Origin of the sequence: Rhizobium sp. CFBP 8752 (assembly GCF_014842035.1) — a bacterium.
Taxonomy (GTDB): Bacteria; Pseudomonadota; Alphaproteobacteria; order Rhizobiales; family Rhizobiaceae; genus Neorhizobium; species Neorhizobium soli.
The window spans coordinates 307,405-324,872 of sequence record NZ_JACYUZ010000001.1 but is presented as its reverse complement, the minus strand read 5'-3'; the positions used below and the strand labels follow the sequence as shown (position 1 = coordinate 324,872).

The following is a 17,468-nucleotide window of genomic DNA, read 5'->3' as shown; positions in this document are numbered from 1 at the left end:
CTCAGGCGGCCATGCGTTCCTCGACCGAACGCCAGTTCACGAGCTTGTCGAGGACGGCGCGGATATGCTCCGGCTTTCGGTTCTCGTAATCGACGTAATAGGCATGTTCCCATATATCGATGCCGAGATAGGCGGGACGTCCGACAGCAATCGGGTTCTTGCCGTCCTCATAGCCGATCAGTGCCAGCTTGCCAGCGTCATCACGAGTGAGCCACACCCAGCCTGTGCCGAAGACCGTATCCGAGATATCGACGGCGCGCTTGATGAAGCCATCATAGTCGCCGAACGTCTCGTTGATCGTCGTCGCAACCTCGCCCTGCGGCCGGTTCGGGCCACCGGGTACGAACTGATCCCAGTAGGCCACATGGTTCCAGGCCTGGGCGGCATTGTTGAAGATCTTCTTGTCCGCATCGGCATCGGACTTGGCTGATTCCACAACGATCGCCTCAAGATCCATGTCGGCATACTTGGTGCCGGTCGACAGCGTGTTCAGCTTGTCGAAATAGGCCTTGTGATGCTTGCCGTAATGCAGGCCCACGGTCTTTGCGGAAATGACGGGTGCCAGATCGCCCTCGCCGAATGGCAGCTTCGGCTGTGCAAACGGCGCGGCGGCCCGTGCAATATTGGGAATTGGAAACACCGCAGCGGCCGCTGTGAAAGCGGTTGCGGTGAGAACGGTTCGACGGTTGAGTTCCATGAATTGAGCTCCTTCCCTGTTGTCTCTGGAAGGAACAACCCCTTAGGCGCCCATCGGTTTCCCGATTTCGCCGATTCCGCCTGACAATTGCGTGTTGCGGAGCACGGACGTCATGCGTCCGGCACGTTGTCCTTGAGCTCTTTGATCCAGATCCGGCCGTTGCCATCCGACGGCGCCCGCCAGTCGCCGCGCGGCGACAGCGATCCGCCGGATGTCACCTTCGGCCCGTTCGGCGATGCGGAGCGCTTGAACTGGCTGATTGTGAAGAACCGGAACAGGAACGTCTCCATCCAGCGCTTGATGACGGGCAGATCGAACTGCCGCTTCTTCTCCTCCGGGAAATGCGACGGCCAGGCGCCAGCGCCGGCATCCTTCCAGGCCTGCAGCGCCATATAGGCGATCTTCGACGGCTTCAGGCCGAAACGGGTGAGATAGTAGAGCGTGAAATCATGCAGATCGTAGGGGCCGATCTTGTCTTCCGTGCTCTGCATGGCGCCATCGGCGCCCGCCGGCACCAGTTCCGGCGAGATCAGCGTGTTGAGGATGCGCTGCAGCGTTGCATTGGTTTCGTCATCGAAGCTCTCGGCCTCGATGACCCAGCGGATGAGGTGCTGGATGAGCGTCTTCGGCACCGAAGCGTTGACGTTGTAATGGCTCATCTGGTCACCGACGCCGTAGGTCGACCAGCCGAGCGCGATCTCCGACAGGTCGCCGGTACCGAGCACAAGCGCGTTGCGCTGGTTGGCGGCGCGGAACAGGAAATCGGTTCGCAGACCCGCCTGCACATTTTCAAACGTCACGTCATAGACCGGCTCGCCGCCGCTGAACGGATGTTTGAGATCGTGCAGGAGCTGGGTCGAGAGAGGCTTGATGTCGACCTCTTCGGCCGTAATGCCCATGCCGCGCATCAGCGCCCAGGCATTCGACTTCGTGTCGTCGCCGGTGGCAAAACCCGGCATGGTAAAGCCGAGAATATCGGTGCGCGGCCAGCCGAGCTGGTCATAGGCCTTGGCTGCGACCAGCAGCGCATGGGTCGAATCGAGGCCGCCTGAGATGCCGATGCAGAGCCGCTTTATGCCGGTCGATTTCAACCGCTTCATCAGGCCCTGGACCTGGATGTTGAAGGTCTCGTAGCAATCCTGATCGAGCCGTCTCGGATCTGATGGCACGAACGGATAGCGCTGGATGGCCCGCTCCAGATCAAGCGTTTCTTGCGGCCGCTCGAAGTCGAACAGGACGCGCCGGAACGTCTTGCCTGCCGTCAGATGCAGCGTTGCGGCATCGTTGAACGTGCCGGTGCGCATTCTCTCGAGACGCAGCCGCTCGACATCGATATCGGCGACGCACATCTGCGGGCCGGCCGGAAACCGCTTGGTCTCGCCCAACAGATCGCCCAGTTCGTAGATGCAGGCCTGGCCGTCCCAGGCCAGATCGGTGGTGGATTCGCCGGGGCCGGCCGCCGAATAGAGATAGGCCGCAAAGTTGCGCGCCGACTGGGTGGCGCAAAGCAGCTTGCGCATCTCCGCCTTGCCGACGGTGATGTTGCTGGCCGACAGGTTGGTGAGGATCAGAGCACCGGCCATCGCGCCGAAATCGCTCGGCGGCGCCGGCAGCCAGACGTCTTCGCAGATCTCCACGTGGAAGATGAAATCGCGGATATTTTCAGCGGCAAACTGCAGATCGATGCCGAAGGGCACCGATTGTCCGGCAACCGAAATCATCATGTCGCGCACGCTGCGGCCGGATGCGAACCAGCGCTTCTCGTAGAATTCGCGGTAATTCGGGATATGGGTCTTCGGCACCACACCGAGAATGCGGCCTGCATGGATGACGACGGCGCAGTTGAACAGACGCCCTTCGTGACGCAGCGGTGCGCCGACAAGAAGCACGGGAAGCAGCGCCTTGCTTTCCTCGACGATCGTTGCAAGCGCGCTTTCGACCGCATCGAGAAGAACGTCCTGGCCGAGCAGGTCGTCGATCGAATAGCCGGAAATGCCAAGTTCCGGAAACACCATCAGCGCAACGCTGCGCGCGTGACCTTCACGGGCCAGATCCAGCGTCGCACGCGCGTTGAAGTCCGGGTCGCCGAGTTCGCAGACGGGCGTGCAGGCGGCGCCGCGAATGAAGCCGTGGCTATAGGGCGAATGGAAATTCATCTGGCACTCCGAAGGCATGGTCATTGGCTGCGATCGTGACGTCTCGCATTTGCGACTGCCCAAGACGCCTACCTAAATCATTGGCCTGTATAGCACCTCTGTAAACACGCGCCAGCGTAGCGACATCAGAATCGGGTGACGTTGGAAATGGCGACGGCGATTGGCAAAATCGAATTTCCGTGACAGCTTGTCCGAACGTGTGACCGCACACGGTTTTTCCCGCATGCAATTTTTCAAGAAAGCCAAATTCAAACGTCATATTTTGGAGCGTTGTCATGTCCGTACTGGATGATCTTCTTCGCCAGAAAGCTGAGATCGAGGCACGCATTCTCGATGCCCGGGCGCAGGAAATCGATCGCCTCAAGCTGGAATTTGCCTTCCTCGCGCTCAAGCTGCGGGAGCTGAACGGTCTGCCGAAGCCGCTTGTGGACCTGTTCACCGACAAGGGAGGAACGTTCAACTCATTCCGGGCGCTGAACGTCAAGAAGCCATAGCCGCCAGCGTCAGAGGACCCTGCGATGGACCTGGCGCAGCTTGCGAAAGACTTAGCTCTCACCGAGCGGACACGACTGAAGATACTGCGTTCGGGCTTCACCGTCAGCGGACACAAGCTCTGGACGGATGAGGAAGACCTGATCTGCCGGATCTTTCATCCCGATTACTTTGCCATAAGCCAGGTTCTGCATGCCCGGTCGAAAAAGGCCATACAGACACGCTGCCAGAGACTGGGTCTTGCACCACGCCGGCAGGCCTGGGGATGGTCGGCCCGGCAGAAATTGCGCAGGCTCTATCCCGCCGCAGACCGGAAAGAGATCTGCGACGCGTTTCCGGGCGTCAGCTGGGACCGGATCCAGGCGGCGGCCCGCTATTACGGTTTTCGCCGCAGCCGGAAGCCCTACAAGCTGACAGGCATTCCGGCGCTGGATCAGCTGCGAAGCCGCTGCTACGCGATCCGGTGGATCATGCGCGATATGGATGAAGAGGCCGGCACCGGCCAGTATTTCCAGACCCGCGGATACAAGAGCCGCTACCCGGATTTCAAAGCCATCGACAAGGGTGTCCGGGCGCTCGGCGGCCATCTGGAAGTCCGCTGGGACGACGCAAAAGGCGGGCATGTCCCGCCGGACATACCCGCCTTTCAAACCAGCCTTGGGAGGCTAACTCGATAGAGACGTTCAGGCTGCGGCCTGGGCGCTCGCATTGAGCGGGATCTCGACGTCGATCTCCAGGATAGTGCAGTGCTCGTCGCGATCCATCTTTACCGTTACGCGGTCGGCGTCCAGCTGGACGTGTTTGGCGATGACGGCCAGAATTTCCTCGCGCAGCACGGCGACCAGATCGGTGCCGACAACCATGCGTTCATGAGCAAGCAGTACCTGGAGACGCTCGCGGGCCGCGGGCGCTGATTTCGGCCTGTTGAAAAGGCGGAACATGTTCATGCGGCCTTCCTTCCGAAGATCTTGCCGAAGAGACCGCGCTTTTCGCCCGGGATGGTCATTGGCAGGACCTCGCCGGCGAGACGCCGCGCGGCATCGAAATAAGCTTGGGCCGGAGCGCTCTTGGCGTCGGCCAGCGTCACCGGTGCACCGATGTTGGAGGCGCGCAGCACATCCATGCTTTCCGGAATGATGCCGATCAGCGGGATCGACAGGATTTCCAGAACGTCGTCCACCTTCAGCATGTCGCCACGCTCGGCACGGTTGACGTCGTAGCGGGTCAGCAAAAGATACTTTTCCATCCGCTCGCCGTTTTCGGCCTTGAGCGTCTTGGAATCGAGAAGACCGATGATGCGATCGCTGTCGCGCACCGAGGAGACTTCCGGATTGGTGACCACGACGGCCATATCCGCATGGCGCATGGCAAGTGTCGCACCGCGCTCGATGCCGGCAGGGCTGTCGCAGATGATCCAGTCGAAGTAGCGCTTCAGATCGGCCATCACGCGCTCGACGCCTTCGGATGTCAGGGCATCCTTGTCGCGTGTCTGCGAGGCGGGCAGCAGGAACAGGTTGTCGAGGCGCTTGTCGCGGATCAGGGCCTGCGGAAGCTTCGCATCGCCCTGGATGACGTTGACGAGGTCGTAGACGACCCGGCGCTCGGCCCCCATGACGAGATCGAGGTTACGCAACCCGACATCGAAATCGACGACGACGACCTTTTCGCCGCGGCTGGCGAGCGCCGCGCCGAGGGCCGCGGTCGAGGTCGTCTTGCCGACCCCTCCCTTGCCCGAAGTCACAACTATGACTTTCCCCATACCAATCTCTCCTGTGTCCTGCCGGCCCGTTATCATTTGCTTTTTTTCATTTCTTAACTGAGCGTTTCTGCCATGATGATGTCGCCGTCGAGCCAGAGCTGGACCGGCTGCCCGCGAAGGCTTGCGTCCATGTCCTCGGCCATCTTGTAGATGCCGTCGATCGCGACCAGTTCGGCCTCGAGCTTGCGGCAAAAGATCCGAGCCGTTGCATTCCCCAATGATCCAGCCATGACTCGGCCGCGTATTGCGCCGTAGACATGCACCGAACCGCCGGCAATCACTTCGGCACCGGAGGCAACCGAACCGATAACGGTCACGTCACCTTCCGCGAAGATGACCGACTGACCGGAGCGAACCGGCTCGTTGATCACCAGCGACTGGATGACCGGCCGGACCTCGGCAACCTTGATCGGCTCGTTGCGGAGCTGACTGTCGGTATCCGTTTCCGGCTGCTTGGCACCTTGCTTGGTAGCAACGCCAACTTGTCCGGAGCTTTCTTGAGCCGACTTATCCTCGGACTTTTCCGGGACTTCGAAATCGGATGCAGCCTTGCCGCCCCGCATCGCCGGCGGCATGCCGGGGCCAAGCATCGACGGGCGAGCGCCTTCGATACCCATGATCCGGACATTGCGTTCGGCCAGCTGTTCGAGCAGGTCCTTCAGCTCGATCTTGTCGATCGAGACCTCGGAAATATCGAGCACGACCGGCCGGTCGAGAAAGAAGCCGGCCGAGCGGGCTGCCAGATCGTCAAGGCGCGCGAGCCAGTTGTCGAGCGGCAGATCGGGGGACAAGACGACCGCCAAAAACGAGCGGCCCTTGATACGGATTGAGCGAGCGTCTGTTAGCACTTTGGTCATCTACGTAAACAAATCGTTGACGTTAGATGTAGCGCCGGGGTGGTTAACAAAAGGTTAACGCACCCCTCCAAAGCTTTAACGAAGACCCGTTCTAAGGCAATTTCAGTCCGGCCGTTTCGGCAGCCTCGATCGCCTCGTCGTAGCCGGCATCCGCGTAGCGGATAATGCCGAGCGAGGTGTCGTTGGTGATCGAATGTTCAAGCCGTTCGGCTGCCTTTTCCGTCCCATCGGCAATGATCGTGACACCGGCTGACGTCATGTAACCGGCGTAACCGCCGCCGCCCGAGTGGATGACGACGAGATCGGCCATCGACGCGCACATGGTCATCGCGTTGATCAGCGGCCAGTCGGCGATCGCGTCCGATCCGTCCTTCATGTTCTCGGTCATGATATTGGGATGCGCCATCGCGCCGGCATCGAGATGATCGCGCGAAAACGCGATCGGCCCGGCAAGTTCGCCGCTTGCGACCAGCGCGTTCACGGCCAACGCGAGCTTCGTGCGCTCGCCATGCCCGAGCCAGGCGATGCGCGCCGGCAGGCCCTCGAAGGGCACGTTTTCGCGCGCCAGCCGTATCCAGTTGGTGACGATGAAATTATCCGGGAAAAGCTCGAGCACGAGATCGTCGATGCGGGCGATATCGCTATCTTCGCCCGATAGCGCCATCCAGCGAAAGGGCCCGATCGCCTTGCTAAACAGCGGCCGCAGATAGGCTTCGGTGAAAATCGGAATATCGAACGCGTTGGCAACGCCACCTTCCCGCGCCTGGGTGCGGATGAGGTTGCCGTTGTCGAACACTTCCGCACCCCGTTCCTGCAGGGCCAGCATGGCGCGGACATGATCGGCAATCGAGGCGCGGCTCGCGGCCATCAACTGGCCCTGGCCTTCCTTGCGAAGACGCCGCACTTCCTCAAGGCTCATCCCTTTCGGGACGTAGCCATAGACGAGATCATGCGCCGAAGTCTGGTCGGAGACGATATCGGGCACGATGCCGCGCTTGACGATCTGCGGGTAGATGTCGGCGGCATTGCCGACCAGACCGATCGAGACGGCGCGTTTTTCGCTGACCGCCGCATCGATCATCGCAATCGCCGTATCGAGATCCGGCGCAACCTCGTCGAGAAACCCGATCTCGCGGCGCTTGGCGACCCGCTCCGGATCGATATCGATCACCAGGATCGCAGCGCCCGCCATGCGACCGGCAAGCGGTTGCGCGCCGCCCATGCCGCCGAGGCCGGCGGTAAGGATGAAGCGCCCGGCAAGCGAGCCGCCGAAGCGCTTCTCGGCGATCCGCATGAAGATTTCATAGGTGCCCTGGATGACGCCCTGGCTGCCGATATACTGCCACGCCCCGGCCGTCAGCCCGCCCCAGCAGATCAGGCCCTTTTCCTGCAACGCGTAGAAATACTCGGCCTTCGCCCACTGACCGACGATGTTGCAATTGGCCATGATCACCAGCGGCGCCCTGTCATGGGTCTTCAACAGCCCGACCGGCTTGCCGGACTGGATGATCAGCGTCTGATCCTCATCCATCGTCTTCAATGTGCGCACGATCGCCTCATGCGCCGCCCAGTTGCGCGCCGCCTTGCCCAGCGCCGCATAGACGATCAGATTGTCCGGATCCTCACCCACCGACAGCACGTTTTCCAGCAACCGCAGCAACGCCTCCTGCCGCCAGCCCTTGGCGCGCAGCTCGGGGCCGCCGGGGATCGGGAATTTCGGATGGCGCGGATTGGGCTTTGGCATGGCGTGATCTCCTGTCTCGTGAGGATTGCCTCACCCAATGTAGTGCCGGGCCAAGAAAGCCCCCTCCGGCCTGCCGGCCATCTCCCCCACAAGGGGGGAGAAAATCTGCGGCACTCTCCCTGCCCCTATCGAGGCACGTCGCCTCTCCCCGCAAGCGGGGTTAGGATTAGGGTGAGGGCAGCCAGGCCCCCTCTGGCCTGCCGGCCATCTCCCCCACAAGGGGGGAGAAAACCAGCCGCACGCTCCCTGCCCCAATCGAGGCACGTCGCCTCACCCTGCTCGCAGGATGAGGGGCAGCCAAACCCCCTCTGGCCTGCCGGCCATCTCCCCCACAAGGGGGGAGAAAACCAGCGGCACTCTCCCTGCCCCAATCGAGGCGCGTCGCCTCTCCCTGCTCGCGGGGAGAGAGAGTTAGGTGAGGGCAATCAAACCCCCTCTGGCCTGCCGGCCATCTCCCCCACAAGGGGGGAGAAAATCTGCGGCACTGTCGTGTCCCCAAAAGGCTGTGACGGTGCGGCAGGTTAAGCCCCTCCCCCTTGTGGGGAGGGGGGGTTTGGGGCGGGGTCTTGTTCCGCCCTACCCCAGCGCATAATCCGCGATGCTGATCCCCAGCGCCGTCTCGCAGATCGGATAGACCGACGGATCCTTGACGCTGGAGGACAGCGGAATGAGCGTCTTCGGCACATGCAGGAGAAACACCGGCATGCCGATCTCCAACTGCCCGACGCTTAAGGGTTCGCCCTGCGGAGACAGCGTCGCGATGATGTCCGGGAAGGTGGCGAGGCGGTTGCCGCCGGCATCGTCCACCGCCATGTATTCGTTCATGACATGCAGCGTAATCGCCCCGTCGCCTGACCCAAGCATGATCGTGCCGACGTCAAAGGCTTCCTTCGTATAGACCACCGATTTGGCCGTCACCTCGGCCTCTACAAGGATCGTCCCGCCGGTGGTCCTGACGATCGCGTCGATGACGGCGGATCCACCCTTGTCATCGGCCTCAATGATCGCTTCGCCTAATGCCAGCGCAAGGCTGATGCCGCCGAGCGCTGCATTGTTGCGCACATAGGACACCCGCAGCGGATTGCGGCACGAGGCGATGAAGCCGCCGGACATGTCCGAGGCGGTGCGCAGGATCGGCGAGACCTTGGCGGTGGCGCCGCGCACGACGAGTTCGATATAGCGGTTTTCCGCCCGGTTGCCGCCGACTGCGGTCTGGATCATCTGCTCGGGCGAATTCGCCATGCCGATCGAGCCCATATCGCCTGTCGGATGGGCGCGCACGTCACCGACCGCATCGAGCACCTTGGTGCCGAGGATGGCCGATGGCAGCCAGCCGTTAAGCGTCGAGGACTTGCCGTTCTGGCCGATCATCAGCGCCGCAACCTTTTCGCCCAGCGCATCCTGCAGCAGCTGCACGGCCTTCACATAGTCGATGCCCTGCATTTCCCAGGCCGTGGTCGACGCCGGGGCTCCGATCGCGGCAGCCGTCGCCACCCAGTCGTCGTCGGACAGCTCGTCGATGGAGACGAGTTCGGGCCGGCCGACCGAGACGGCCGCATAGCCGAGCATGCGCCCGTGATCCGACCAGCCGCCGCCGCCCGCCGCATAGACCGAGCCGCCGCGCACCGCCGCCTCGACATCCTTCTCCGTCAGTATGCGACCCATCCCGGGCTCCTATTGTTTGTCGAGTGCCAAGACCGCCTCGTAGAGAACGGCAGCACCCAGTGCGATATCGTCGTTGTCGGACCATTCTTCCGCCGCGTGACTGCGACCATCCTTGCTGGCGATAAAGATCATCGCAGCCGGCGCCACCTTGGAAAGGAAGGCCGCATCGTGACCGGCGCCCGACACCATCGGCCGGCTGGTCGCGCCGATCCGCTGCGCACTTTCGGCAAGCACGCCGGTCACCATGTCAGACATCGGCGTTGGCGCGGCATGCGAGACGCGCCGCGGGTCGGCGATCGTCACGCTGCGCTTGACGGCGGTCTGTGCGCAAAGTGCTGTCACCGAGTCGACGAATTCGTCCATCACCGCGTCATCGACAGCACGCGCATCAATCAGCATGCGGACATGCGAGGGGATGACGTTGGCGGCGTTCGGCTCCATCGAGAACTCGCCGACGGTGCCGGCGAAATAGCTCTTGCCCGAGGCGAGCTCCCGGGCGATTTCCTCGATGCCGAGCACGATGATCGATGCGGCCCCCAGCGCATCATAGCGGGCATTCATCGGCGTGGTACCGGCGTGATCGGCGCGGCCTTCCACCAGGATCTCGAACCGGGAGATGCCGGTAATGGCGCCGACGATGCCGATGTCGACGTTTTCGCGCTCCAGCACCGTGCCCTGCTCGATATGCAGTTCGAGGAATGCCTTGATATCGGTGCGCGTGAACACGGCATCCGGATCGCCGCCGACCTGACGGATGCCCTCTGCGAGCGTGACGCCGTCGGTGCTGCGCTCCAGCCATTCGGGCGGGCGAACGCCCGTCATGCCGCGGCTGCCGATGCAGGACACGCCGAAGATCGAGACTTCCTCGGCGAGAAAATCGGCGATTTCCAGATCGTGTTCGAGCGCGATACCGGCATCGTCAAGCGCGCGCGCCACTTCCAGACCAGCAATCACCCCGGCAATGCCATCGAACCGGCCGCCGTTCGGCACCGTATCCGTATGGGAACCGAGCATGATCGTGCCCTTGCCCTCCACCGTTCCCTTGCGGCGCCCGGTCATGTTGCCGGCAGCATCGATGTGGGTTTCGAGCCCGGCCTCGCGAAAGATCTTTTCGACGTGAGCGCGACCTTTGAGAAACATCGGCGTGAAGGCACGCCGGGTCCAGGGCCTGTCTGGTTCGGTGATATCGGCCAGCGCTTTGATATCGGCAGCGATCCGGTCGGCGTTAACGGCGAGATTGGATGTCATGCGATCAAAAATCCTGAAGTGAAAGGTTGGCCGGGGGCCGCACAAACCGGCCGTTGCCGGGCTCGGCCACCACCGTCGATCCGTCATAGGCGAGTGCGCCGCGAAGATAGGTTCCGGCCACCTTGTAGGGCAAGGTCATTCCGTCATAGGGCGACCATCCGACGACGTTGTTGCCGCTCTTCGACGCGTCGAACACATGCTCTTCCGCCGTCAGCACCGCGATATCTGCGTGTTTGCCAACTTCAAGCGCGCCCTTGACGTGATCGATGCGGAAATGCCGGGCGGGATTGAGTGCCATCAGCCTCGCGGCCCAGGTGAGCGACACGCCGCGCTCCAGCGCGCCCTTGATAAACAGTGGCACCATCGCTTCGAGACCCGGCAGGCCGGAGGCGTTGGCGAGCATGTCCGGATTGGTCTTGCGGTCGAGCGACCAGCTGACGTGATCGGTGGAGAGAAGCGTGACATTGCCGGCCGCCAGATGTCGCCAGAGCTTTTCCACCTCCGCCCGCGGCCGGATCGGCGGATTGCATTTCGACTTGCCACCGAGCCGCCTCGCATCGGTCTCCTGGTCGAGCGTCAGGTAATGGATCAGGCATTCGACCGTGGCGCGATGCCCCTGCGCGCGGTAACCGGCGGCGATCTCGTAACCGCGACCGAGCGAGCAATGCACCACATGGGCCGGACAGCCGGTGGCCGCACCTATCTCGTAAATTTCGGTCATCGCCAGAAGCTCGGTCAGTGGCGGACGCGACATTTCGTGGGCACGGTAATCGGTAATGCCGGAGGCCTTCACCCGGTCCATCGCCCAGCGCACATATTCGTCGTTCTCGTTGTGGACGCCGGCCGTCAGGCCGGTTGGCGCAATCGCGGCAAAGCACTCAGCCATCAGCGGCGCGAAGATGCGCGGAAAGCGCTTCGGATCGGTCCCGAACGTGGAGAACTTGAAGGCCGCGACGCCGGCCTCCACCTGCTCGCGGATACGCAGCGCGCCCTCCTGCGGATCGACGGTGCCATAAAGCGCAAAATCGACCCGCGCTTGGCTTTCCGCATGAGTAACTTTGCTTCGCGCCGCATCCGCCGAGCAGACCAGATTGCCCTCGTCATAGGGCATGTCGACGATGGTGGTGACGCCGCCGGCAGCTGCCGAGCGGGTCGACCAGATGAAATCCTCCTGGTTCTTCTGGGAGAGCGAATGCACCTGCGCATCGACGGCACCCGGAAGGATCAGCGACGCGCCGAGATCGTGGCTTTCGCGCGCGGACGGCATCTGGCCCTGACCGACTGACGCAACCAGCCCGTCGCGGACCGCCACATAACCTTCGGGAACGATGCGGTCGGCAAGGACCAGCGTGCCTTTCAGAACAAGATCGAAATCCGACATCGGCCTGTCTCCTTGAAGCCTTGAAGCCTTGAGCCCTTTAGCCTTGGGGCGCGCGTTCGATCGGAACCGCTTGGGGGCAGACTAGGAGAATTTGATCGGCAGAGGGATATCCCATATCGTGAACGCACGATATCATTGCTGTCATCCTCTTATATGCTCACCCGGAAGCCGTCATGGACCTTGCCTCGCTGCTGATCGCCCATCATGTGCTCGCCTTGGGCGGCATCCGCGAAACGGCGAAGGTGCTGGACCGACCGGTCTCCAGCGTCTCTGCCGCGCTGGCAAGGCTGCAGTTTCATATCGCCACACCGCTGACGACGACATCCGGCAACCGCATCCAGCCAACGCTTGAGGGCGTCAGGATCGGTCGCGATCTGCAGCGAGCTGCCATGCTGGTCGGCGAGCTCTCGGGTCTCGGCGACAAGGACGGCTCGCCCGAAGACGGAGCCCGGCTTTCCGTACCGCTTCTGGCGCTGCAGCGTTTCCTCGTGGTCGGCCGCAGCGGCAGCATAAGGCGGGCGGCGCAGGAGATCGGCATCGGCCAGCCGCAGCTGACGCGGCAGATCCGCAGTCTGGAGCGCGATCTCGGCCTTCCCCTTCTCGACCGGGCGGCCGCCGGCGCCGTTCCCAATGCGAGCGGGCAACGGGTGATCGCTCTCGGAGAAGAGCTCGAAGCGATCTGGCTGAAAATTTCTGACCATGCCGGCGACCGTTTCCGGCGTGCCGCATCGACGACCCGCGTCGGCTCGGTGACGCCGCTCGGACGCGAAAGCCTGATTGCCCGGATCCTCGCAAAACTTGCCGCCGACTGGCCGAAGCACATGCCGCGACGGCCGCTCTATATCTCCAGCACCAATGCCGAGGAGCTGCTGTCCGGCATTACCGACCGGACCTACGATCTCGTGCTGGTCGACACGCTCGACATGCCGCCCGGCGTCGAACACCGGGTGATTTCGCGGAGCGGACTTGCCATGGTTGGAGCCGCTGATGTGATCGCTGACCAACGCGGCGATCTGCGGCAACTGCTGCTGCGTCATCCGATAGCGCTGCCGAGCCTCAAAAGCGGGTTGCGGCAGAAATTCGGGGCGCTGACAGAGGACATCCTGACCGCATCCGAACGGGCGGCACTGACCTTCGTCGAAATCGATTCCATTCCCGTCATCGCCAATCTCGTCAGCGATCACGGCTATATCGCGCTTCTGCCGCTCTGGGCCATTCCGCAGCCGGACGAGCGGATGGCGGCGATCGCGCTTCCCGAGGCCTACGACATGCATCTGTCGCTTGCGTGGAAAAAGGGAGCGGCAGCCGAGACGATCGCTCGCACGGCCGAACACATCCTGGGCTCGATGCCTTTTCCGGTTACAGGACGAAATCCACCAGCAGCTTGATGTTGAGGGCGCCGATGACGATGGCGATCAGCCAGGCAAAGGCACGCAGCCAGAGAGGTGCAACGAACACGCCCATTTTGCGCTTGTCGGACGTGAACATCACCAGCGGGAAGACTGCGAAGGACAGTTGCAGGCTGAGCACGACCTGCGTCAGGATCAGAAGCTCCGCCGTGCCGCCATCGCCGTAGAAGATGGTGACCGCTGCCGCCGGAATGATGGCGATGCCGCGGGTGATCAGCCGCCGTACCCAGGCTGCCAGCCGGATATGCAGGAACCCTTCCATGACGATCTGCCCGGCCAAGGTCGCTGTCACCGTGGAATTCAGGCCGCAGCACAGGAGCGCGATGCCGAACAGTGTTGGCGCGATGGCGTAACCGAGAACCGGTGAGAGAAGATTATGCGCATCGCCGAGTTCCGCCACCGCCGTATGGCCGTTGGCATGAAAAGCGGCGGCAGCGAGAATGAGGATCGATGCGTTGATCAGAAGCGCGAACATCAAGGCGACGGTGCTGTCGATCGTGGCGAACTTGATCGCCTCCCGCTTCTCCTCGACGCTGTCCCCGTAATTGCGGGTCTGGACGATGCCGGAATGCAGATAAAGGTTATGCGGCATGACGGTGGCGCCAAGGATGCCCAGCGCTAGGTAGAGCATGTTGGGGTTGGTGACGATCTCGGTAGTCGGCGCAAAGCCGCGGATCACCTCGCCCCAGTTCGGATCGGCCATGGCGATCTGGATGGCGAAACAGGCGGTGATCACGCCCAGCAAGCCGATGACGAAGGCTTCCAGGAAGCGGAAGCCGAGCTTCTGCAGGTAGAGAATGAGGAAGACGTCGAGCGCTGTGATGAGAACGCCGATCTCCAGCGGTATGCCGAAAATCAGGTTGAGGCCGATCGCGGTGCCGATCACCTCGGCGATATCGGTGGCGATGATGGCGATTTCGGCAAACAGCCAGAGCATGTAGGCGACGGGACGCGGGAAGGCGTCGCGACAGGCCTGTGCGAGGTCTCGGCCGGAGGCGACCGCTAGCCGGGCGCAGAGCGATTGCAGCACGATCGCCATGATGTTCGACAGGAGTGCGACTGACAGAAGCAGGTAACCGAACTGCGAACCACCGGCGAGGGACGTCGCCCAGTTGCCCGGATCCATGTAGCCGACCGCAACGAGATAACCCGGACCGAAGAACGCAAACGCCCGGCGAAGCTTGGAGCCCTGTCCGCGCACCGGGATGGAGCGATGAACATCCATCAACGAGGCATCACCGCCGCTTTTGAGCCAGCCGGTGGAATTTATCTTGGATCGGATATCCATCGTCGATCGTGCTCTCGTTGTTGCAATTGCAATTCATTCGCACATAAAGATCGTAGTTGCAAATTATTCGCAATAAGAAATCCGGAAAGCAGGAAACTGTTCCGCGCAGCTTCACATTTTGCGAAACAGCAGTATTTCAGCCATGCTGGGGAGATCTGGTTGCTTCGCGAAACGTGAAGCAGGACCGGTTGATCGGAGAATGACATGGCGCAGGATAACGGCATCCGCGAGAACGAGGTTCAGGTGACTCCGCCGGAGGCGAACGATGCGGGGCTGATCTTCATCGGACGCATTTCGACCCCCTGGACCGCACGCAGCGAAACGCCGCGTCAGGGCAGCCATACCGGACCGATCTGCCGGATCGAGATCTTCGAGCCCTGGGTTGCGGCCTTGAAGGGCGTCGAGACATTCGAGCGGCTGGAAATCCTCTACTGGCTGCACCAGGCGCGCCGCGATCTGGTCCTGCAGAGCCCGGCCAGCAGCGGCAAGGTGCACGGCACCTTCTCGCTGCGCTCACCGGTGCGGCCGAACCCGATCGGGACGTCGATCGTGGTTCTCGAAGGCGTCGAGGGCAATGTGCTTCTGGTGCGCGGCATGGATTGCCTCGATGGCACGCCGCTTCTTGATCTCAAGCCCGACCGGAGCCTGTTCAAGCCGATCGTGTCGCCGCAGCCCGGCGTTGCCGAGCCTGACAGTAACGCACCGACGGCGCATTACTGTCAGAAGGCGTGAGAAATCAGCCCTTCAGCGCCGGGCTGAAACGGATCAGGCTGAGGATTTCAAACAGCATCTGGGCGCCCGCATGCGCCGTGTTGGTGGTCGTATCGTATTGCGGCGCCACTTCGACGACGTCGCCGCCGACGAAATTCAGACCCTTCAGCCCATGCAGGATATCGAGCGCCTGGCGGCTCGTCAGCCCGCCGATTTCAGGCGTGCCGGTGCCCGGCGCATAGGCCGGATCGAGGCTGTCGATATCGAAGGAGAGATAGGTCGGGCCATCACCGACAATCTCGCGCGCCTTGGCGATGACGGCGTCGATGCCCATTTTGCCGATCTCTTCGGCATGAATGACGGTCATGCCGCTTTCGAAGGAGAACTCCCACAGATATTCGGCCGCGCCGCGAATGCCGATCTGGATCACCCGTGTCGGATCAAGGACGCCATCGAGAACCGCGTTGCGGAACGGACCGCCATGGTGGAACTTGGTGAGATCGTAGGCGCCGCCCGTATCGCAGTGCGCATCGATATGGATCATCCCGACCGGACGGTCGCGGCCGACCGCCTTGAGGATCGGGTGGGTGATCGAATGATCGCCGCCGACCGATAACGGGATGACGCCCGCATCGACCACCTTGTTGAAATGCGCCTCGATATCGTCATGGCTCATTTCCAGCCGGTAACGGCTGCGGAACGGCACGTCGCCGATATCGGCCACCTTCATCTCGAAGGTCGGGGCCGTCTTCAGGACATGGTTATAGGGACCGACGCGCTCGATCGTGCGCAGTGCCCGCGGCCCAAAGCGGGAGCCCGGACGGTTGGTGACGCCGAGATCCATCGGCACGCCGATCAGCGCTACCTGAAGATCGCCGAAATCCGGATTGTCCGCATCGATGTGGACGAGCGGCGCATCGAGAAGCGTCGGAACGCCCGCATAGGGGGCCGAGCGCGTGCCGCTTGCGGAAAAGATCCGGTCGGCGACGGCGCGAAATTCCGGATCATGGATGCTGCCGCCGTGGCCTTCGCCGTATTTTGCTCGAAGCTCTTCCAGCTTTTTCGTGTCGAACGTCATGTCGGTTTCTCCAGGTCTTTCTTAAAGCTCTGCGCGGGCCGCTTCCAGCGCGTCGAAATGGTCCGATATCTCGGCGCCCGTGGCAATCCAGACATCGGTTCTGCTTTGCACATGGATCAGGAAATCGCGCAGCAGATGCCAGCGCATCGGCCGTCCCGAAACCTGCGGATGGAGGACCAGCGTCGTGACGCCGCCCCAAGCATGTGTCGCCTCGAATTCGTCAATCCACAGCTGCAGCACCGCGTCGCGTCCGAAGATCGGCCGTGAACTGGTGCGGCTCGTCATGCCGAAATTCCAGTCGTCGAAGGCGAAGTTGACCGGGATCTCGATCAGACCGCGCTCGCCGCCATGATCCGCATGCCTGTAAGGCAGGATATCGTCGCGGAAGGAGCTGGAATAGCGCATGCCGGATTTCGAGAGATAGGCGAGCAGTTCCGGGAAATTCTCACCCGATGGCGCGCGGTAGCCGATCGGCCGCACGCCGAGCACCTGTTGCAGCGCCTCATAGCCGCGATCGATTTCCTCGAAGGCCTCGTCAAGCTTGTCCCGGTCGGGCAGCTTGTGGAGATAGCCGTGATGGCCGATCTCGTGGCCGGCCTTGAGGATCGCTTCGCACTGGGCGGGATGCGCAAGTGCCGTCCAGCCGGGAATGAAGAAGGTCGCCGGCAGCGACAGTTCATCCATCAGCGACACGATTTTGGAGATCCCGACGCGGGCGTCGTAGCCGCCATGCGACGTCGTCACCATGCGGTCGACATTGGAAGGATTGTTGCCGATCCAGGCGGTTTCCGCGTCCACGTCGAAGCCGATGAAGACGGCGCTTTTCGCGCCGTTCGGCCAGACCATCTCGGGTGTGGCAGGCGCCGGATTGAGCGGACGGGGGGAAAGGTCGAAGGGCATTATAAAACCTCCGGTCGGGAAGAATGCAAAGCCGGGCCACCGCTGAACAGATAGCCCGGCTTCCGATGCAAAACGGACTGGTC

General features: G+C 62.3%; 16 protein-coding genes. 4 read left to right on the top strand and 12 right to left on the bottom strand.

Features of this window, described 5'->3' with window-relative positions; genetic code table 11:
• Position 1 precedes the first annotated feature (1 nt).
• Both IFT59_RS01505 and IFT59_RS01500 read right to left on the bottom strand, forming a co-directional pair.
• Positions 2-697, bottom strand: a complete 696-nt coding sequence (locus IFT59_RS01505; protein WP_062581865.1) for a superoxide dismutase — start codon at positions 695-697, stop codon at positions 2-4.
• A gap of 110 nt (positions 698-807) precedes the next feature.
• Positions 808-2,853 (bottom strand): NAD(+) synthase, encoded by a 2,046-nt coding sequence (locus IFT59_RS01500; protein ID WP_192085832.1) that lies wholly within the window; start codon positions 2,851-2,853, stop codon positions 808-810.
• Positions 2,854-3,128: 275 nt separating this feature from the next.
• Here IFT59_RS01500 and IFT59_RS01495 point away from each other — a divergent pair, with 275 nt between their 5' ends.
• Both IFT59_RS01495 and IFT59_RS01490 read left to right on the top strand, forming a co-directional pair.
• The gene (locus tag IFT59_RS01495) at positions 3,129-3,347 is read left to right on the top strand and encodes a hypothetical protein (RefSeq protein WP_062461605.1); all 219 of its coding nucleotides are present in this window, start codon (positions 3,129-3,131) and stop codon (positions 3,345-3,347) included.
• Between the two features lie 24 nt (positions 3,348-3,371).
• Complete coding sequence (locus tag IFT59_RS01490) at positions 3,372-4,022, top strand: hypothetical protein (protein ID WP_174197076.1); 651 nt, start codon at positions 3,372-3,374, stop codon at positions 4,020-4,022.
• A gap of 6 nt (positions 4,023-4,028) precedes the next feature.
• Here the strand turns inward: IFT59_RS01490 and minE are convergent, their stop codons facing one another.
• The 7 genes from minE to IFT59_RS01455 all read right to left on the bottom strand — a co-directional run bounded on the left by minE (position 4,029) and on the right by IFT59_RS01455 (position 11,999).
• Positions 4,029-4,292, bottom strand: a complete 264-nt coding sequence (gene minE / locus IFT59_RS01485) for a cell division topological specificity factor MinE (RefSeq protein WP_062461607.1) — start codon at positions 4,290-4,292, stop codon at positions 4,029-4,031.
• A complete protein-coding gene (gene minD, locus IFT59_RS01480; RefSeq protein WP_062461610.1) occupies positions 4,289-5,104 on the bottom strand; it encodes a septum site-determining protein MinD in 816 nt (271 codons plus the stop codon). Before minD ends, minE begins: the two co-directional genes overlap by 4 nt.
• Before the next feature lie 53 nt (positions 5,105-5,157).
• Positions 5,158-5,961 carry a septum site-determining protein MinC gene (minC, locus tag IFT59_RS01475; RefSeq protein ID WP_062461613.1) on the bottom strand — a complete coding sequence of 268 codons (804 nt, stop codon included), beginning with the start codon at positions 5,959-5,961 and terminating at the stop codon, positions 5,158-5,160.
• A 91-nt stretch (positions 5,962-6,052) separates the two neighbouring features.
• Entirely contained in the window at positions 6,053-7,705 is a 1,653-nt protein-coding gene (locus tag IFT59_RS01470; RefSeq protein ID WP_192085831.1) for a urocanate hydratase, read from the bottom strand.
• Positions 7,706-8,281: 576 nt separating this feature from the next.
• Entirely contained in the window at positions 8,282-9,370 is a 1,089-nt protein-coding gene (locus tag IFT59_RS01465) for a DUF917 domain-containing protein (RefSeq protein WP_192085830.1), read from the bottom strand.
• A gap of 9 nt (positions 9,371-9,379) precedes the next feature.
• A complete protein-coding gene (locus IFT59_RS01460) occupies positions 9,380-10,618 on the bottom strand; it encodes a Zn-dependent hydrolase (protein WP_192085829.1) in 1,239 nt (412 codons plus the stop codon).
• A gap of 4 nt (positions 10,619-10,622) precedes the next feature.
• Positions 10,623-11,999 carry a dihydroorotase gene (locus IFT59_RS01455; protein ID WP_192085828.1) on the bottom strand — a complete coding sequence of 459 codons (1,377 nt, stop codon included), beginning with the start codon at positions 11,997-11,999 and terminating at the stop codon, positions 10,623-10,625.
• 173 nt (positions 12,000-12,172) lie between these two features.
• Here IFT59_RS01455 and IFT59_RS01450 point away from each other — a divergent pair, with 173 nt between their 5' ends.
• The gene (locus IFT59_RS01450; RefSeq protein ID WP_192085827.1) at positions 12,173-13,387 is read left to right on the top strand and encodes a LysR family transcriptional regulator; all 1,215 of its coding nucleotides are present in this window, start codon (positions 12,173-12,175) and stop codon (positions 13,385-13,387) included.
• On the opposite strand, the gene IFT59_RS01445 is transcribed toward IFT59_RS01450, so the two are convergent.
• Complete coding sequence (locus IFT59_RS01445; RefSeq protein WP_192085825.1) at positions 13,359-14,696, bottom strand: Nramp family divalent metal transporter; 1,338 nt, start codon at positions 14,694-14,696, stop codon at positions 13,359-13,361. The two genes, IFT59_RS01450 and IFT59_RS01445, sit on opposite strands and share 29 nt — an antisense overlap.
• A gap of 204 nt (positions 14,697-14,900) precedes the next feature.
• On the opposite strand from IFT59_RS01445, the gene tsaA reads away from it, so the two are divergent.
• Positions 14,901-15,428, top strand: a complete 528-nt coding sequence (gene tsaA / locus IFT59_RS01440; protein WP_192085823.1) for a tRNA (N6-threonylcarbamoyladenosine(37)-N6)-methyltransferase TrmO — start codon at positions 14,901-14,903, stop codon at positions 15,426-15,428.
• Positions 15,429-15,432: 4 nt separating this feature from the next.
• Here the strand turns inward: tsaA and speB are convergent, their stop codons facing one another.
• Together speB and IFT59_RS01430 are read right to left on the bottom strand one after the other, a co-directional pair.
• On the bottom strand, positions 15,433-16,485 hold the full coding sequence (gene speB / locus IFT59_RS01435; RefSeq protein ID WP_062461637.1) for an agmatinase: 1,053 nt from the start codon (positions 16,483-16,485) through the stop codon (positions 15,433-15,435).
• Positions 16,486-16,506: 21 nt separating this feature from the next.
• On the bottom strand, positions 16,507-17,385 hold the full coding sequence (locus IFT59_RS01430) for a polysaccharide deacetylase family protein (protein WP_192085821.1): 879 nt from the start codon (positions 17,383-17,385) through the stop codon (positions 16,507-16,509).
• Between the last annotated feature and the right edge of the window lie 83 nt (positions 17,386-17,468).

Bases quoted from the DNA above. Each gene is read 5' to 3' on its own strand.
- IFT59_RS01500 (WP_192085832.1), bottom strand. From the start codon at position 2,853: ATGAATTTCCATTCGCCCTATAGCCACGGCTTCATTCGCGGCGCCGCC.
- IFT59_RS01450 (WP_192085827.1), top strand. From the start codon at position 12,173: ATGGACCTTGCCTCGCTGCTGATCGCCCATCATGTGCTCGCCTTGGGC.
- minC (WP_062461613.1), bottom strand. From the start codon at position 5,961: ATGACCAAAGTGCTAACAGACGCTCGCTCAATCCGTATCAAGGGCCGC.
- IFT59_RS01490 (WP_174197076.1), top strand. From the start codon at position 3,372: ATGGACCTGGCGCAGCTTGCGAAAGACTTAGCTCTCACCGAGCGGACA.
- IFT59_RS01455 (WP_192085828.1), bottom strand. From the start codon at position 11,999: ATGTCGGATTTCGATCTTGTTCTGAAAGGCACGCTGGTCCTTGCCGAC.
- IFT59_RS01470 (WP_192085831.1), bottom strand. From the start codon at position 7,705: ATGCCAAAGCCCAATCCGCGCCATCCGAAATTCCCGATCCCCGGCGGC.
- IFT59_RS01465 (WP_192085830.1), bottom strand. From the start codon at position 9,370: ATGGGTCGCATACTGACGGAGAAGGATGTCGAGGCGGCGGTGCGCGGC.
- IFT59_RS01445 (WP_192085825.1), bottom strand. From the start codon at position 14,696: ATGGATATCCGATCCAAGATAAATTCCACCGGCTGGCTCAAAAGCGGC.
- minD (WP_062461610.1), bottom strand. From the start codon at position 5,104: ATGGGGAAAGTCATAGTTGTGACTTCGGGCAAGGGAGGGGTCGGCAAG.
- minE (WP_062461607.1), bottom strand. From the start codon at position 4,292: ATGAACATGTTCCGCCTTTTCAACAGGCCGAAATCAGCGCCCGCGGCC.
- IFT59_RS01495 (WP_062461605.1), top strand. From the start codon at position 3,129: ATGTCCGTACTGGATGATCTTCTTCGCCAGAAAGCTGAGATCGAGGCA.
- IFT59_RS01460 (WP_192085829.1), bottom strand. From the start codon at position 10,618: ATGACATCCAATCTCGCCGTTAACGCCGACCGGATCGCTGCCGATATC.
- IFT59_RS01430 (WP_192085821.1), bottom strand. From the start codon at position 17,385: ATGCCCTTCGACCTTTCCCCCCGTCCGCTCAATCCGGCGCCTGCCACA.
- speB (WP_062461637.1), bottom strand. From the start codon at position 16,485: ATGACGTTCGACACGAAAAAGCTGGAAGAGCTTCGAGCAAAATACGGC.
- tsaA (WP_192085823.1), top strand. From the start codon at position 14,901: ATGGCGCAGGATAACGGCATCCGCGAGAACGAGGTTCAGGTGACTCCG.
- IFT59_RS01505 (WP_062581865.1), bottom strand. From the start codon at position 697: ATGGAACTCAACCGTCGAACCGTTCTCACCGCAACCGCTTTCACAGCG.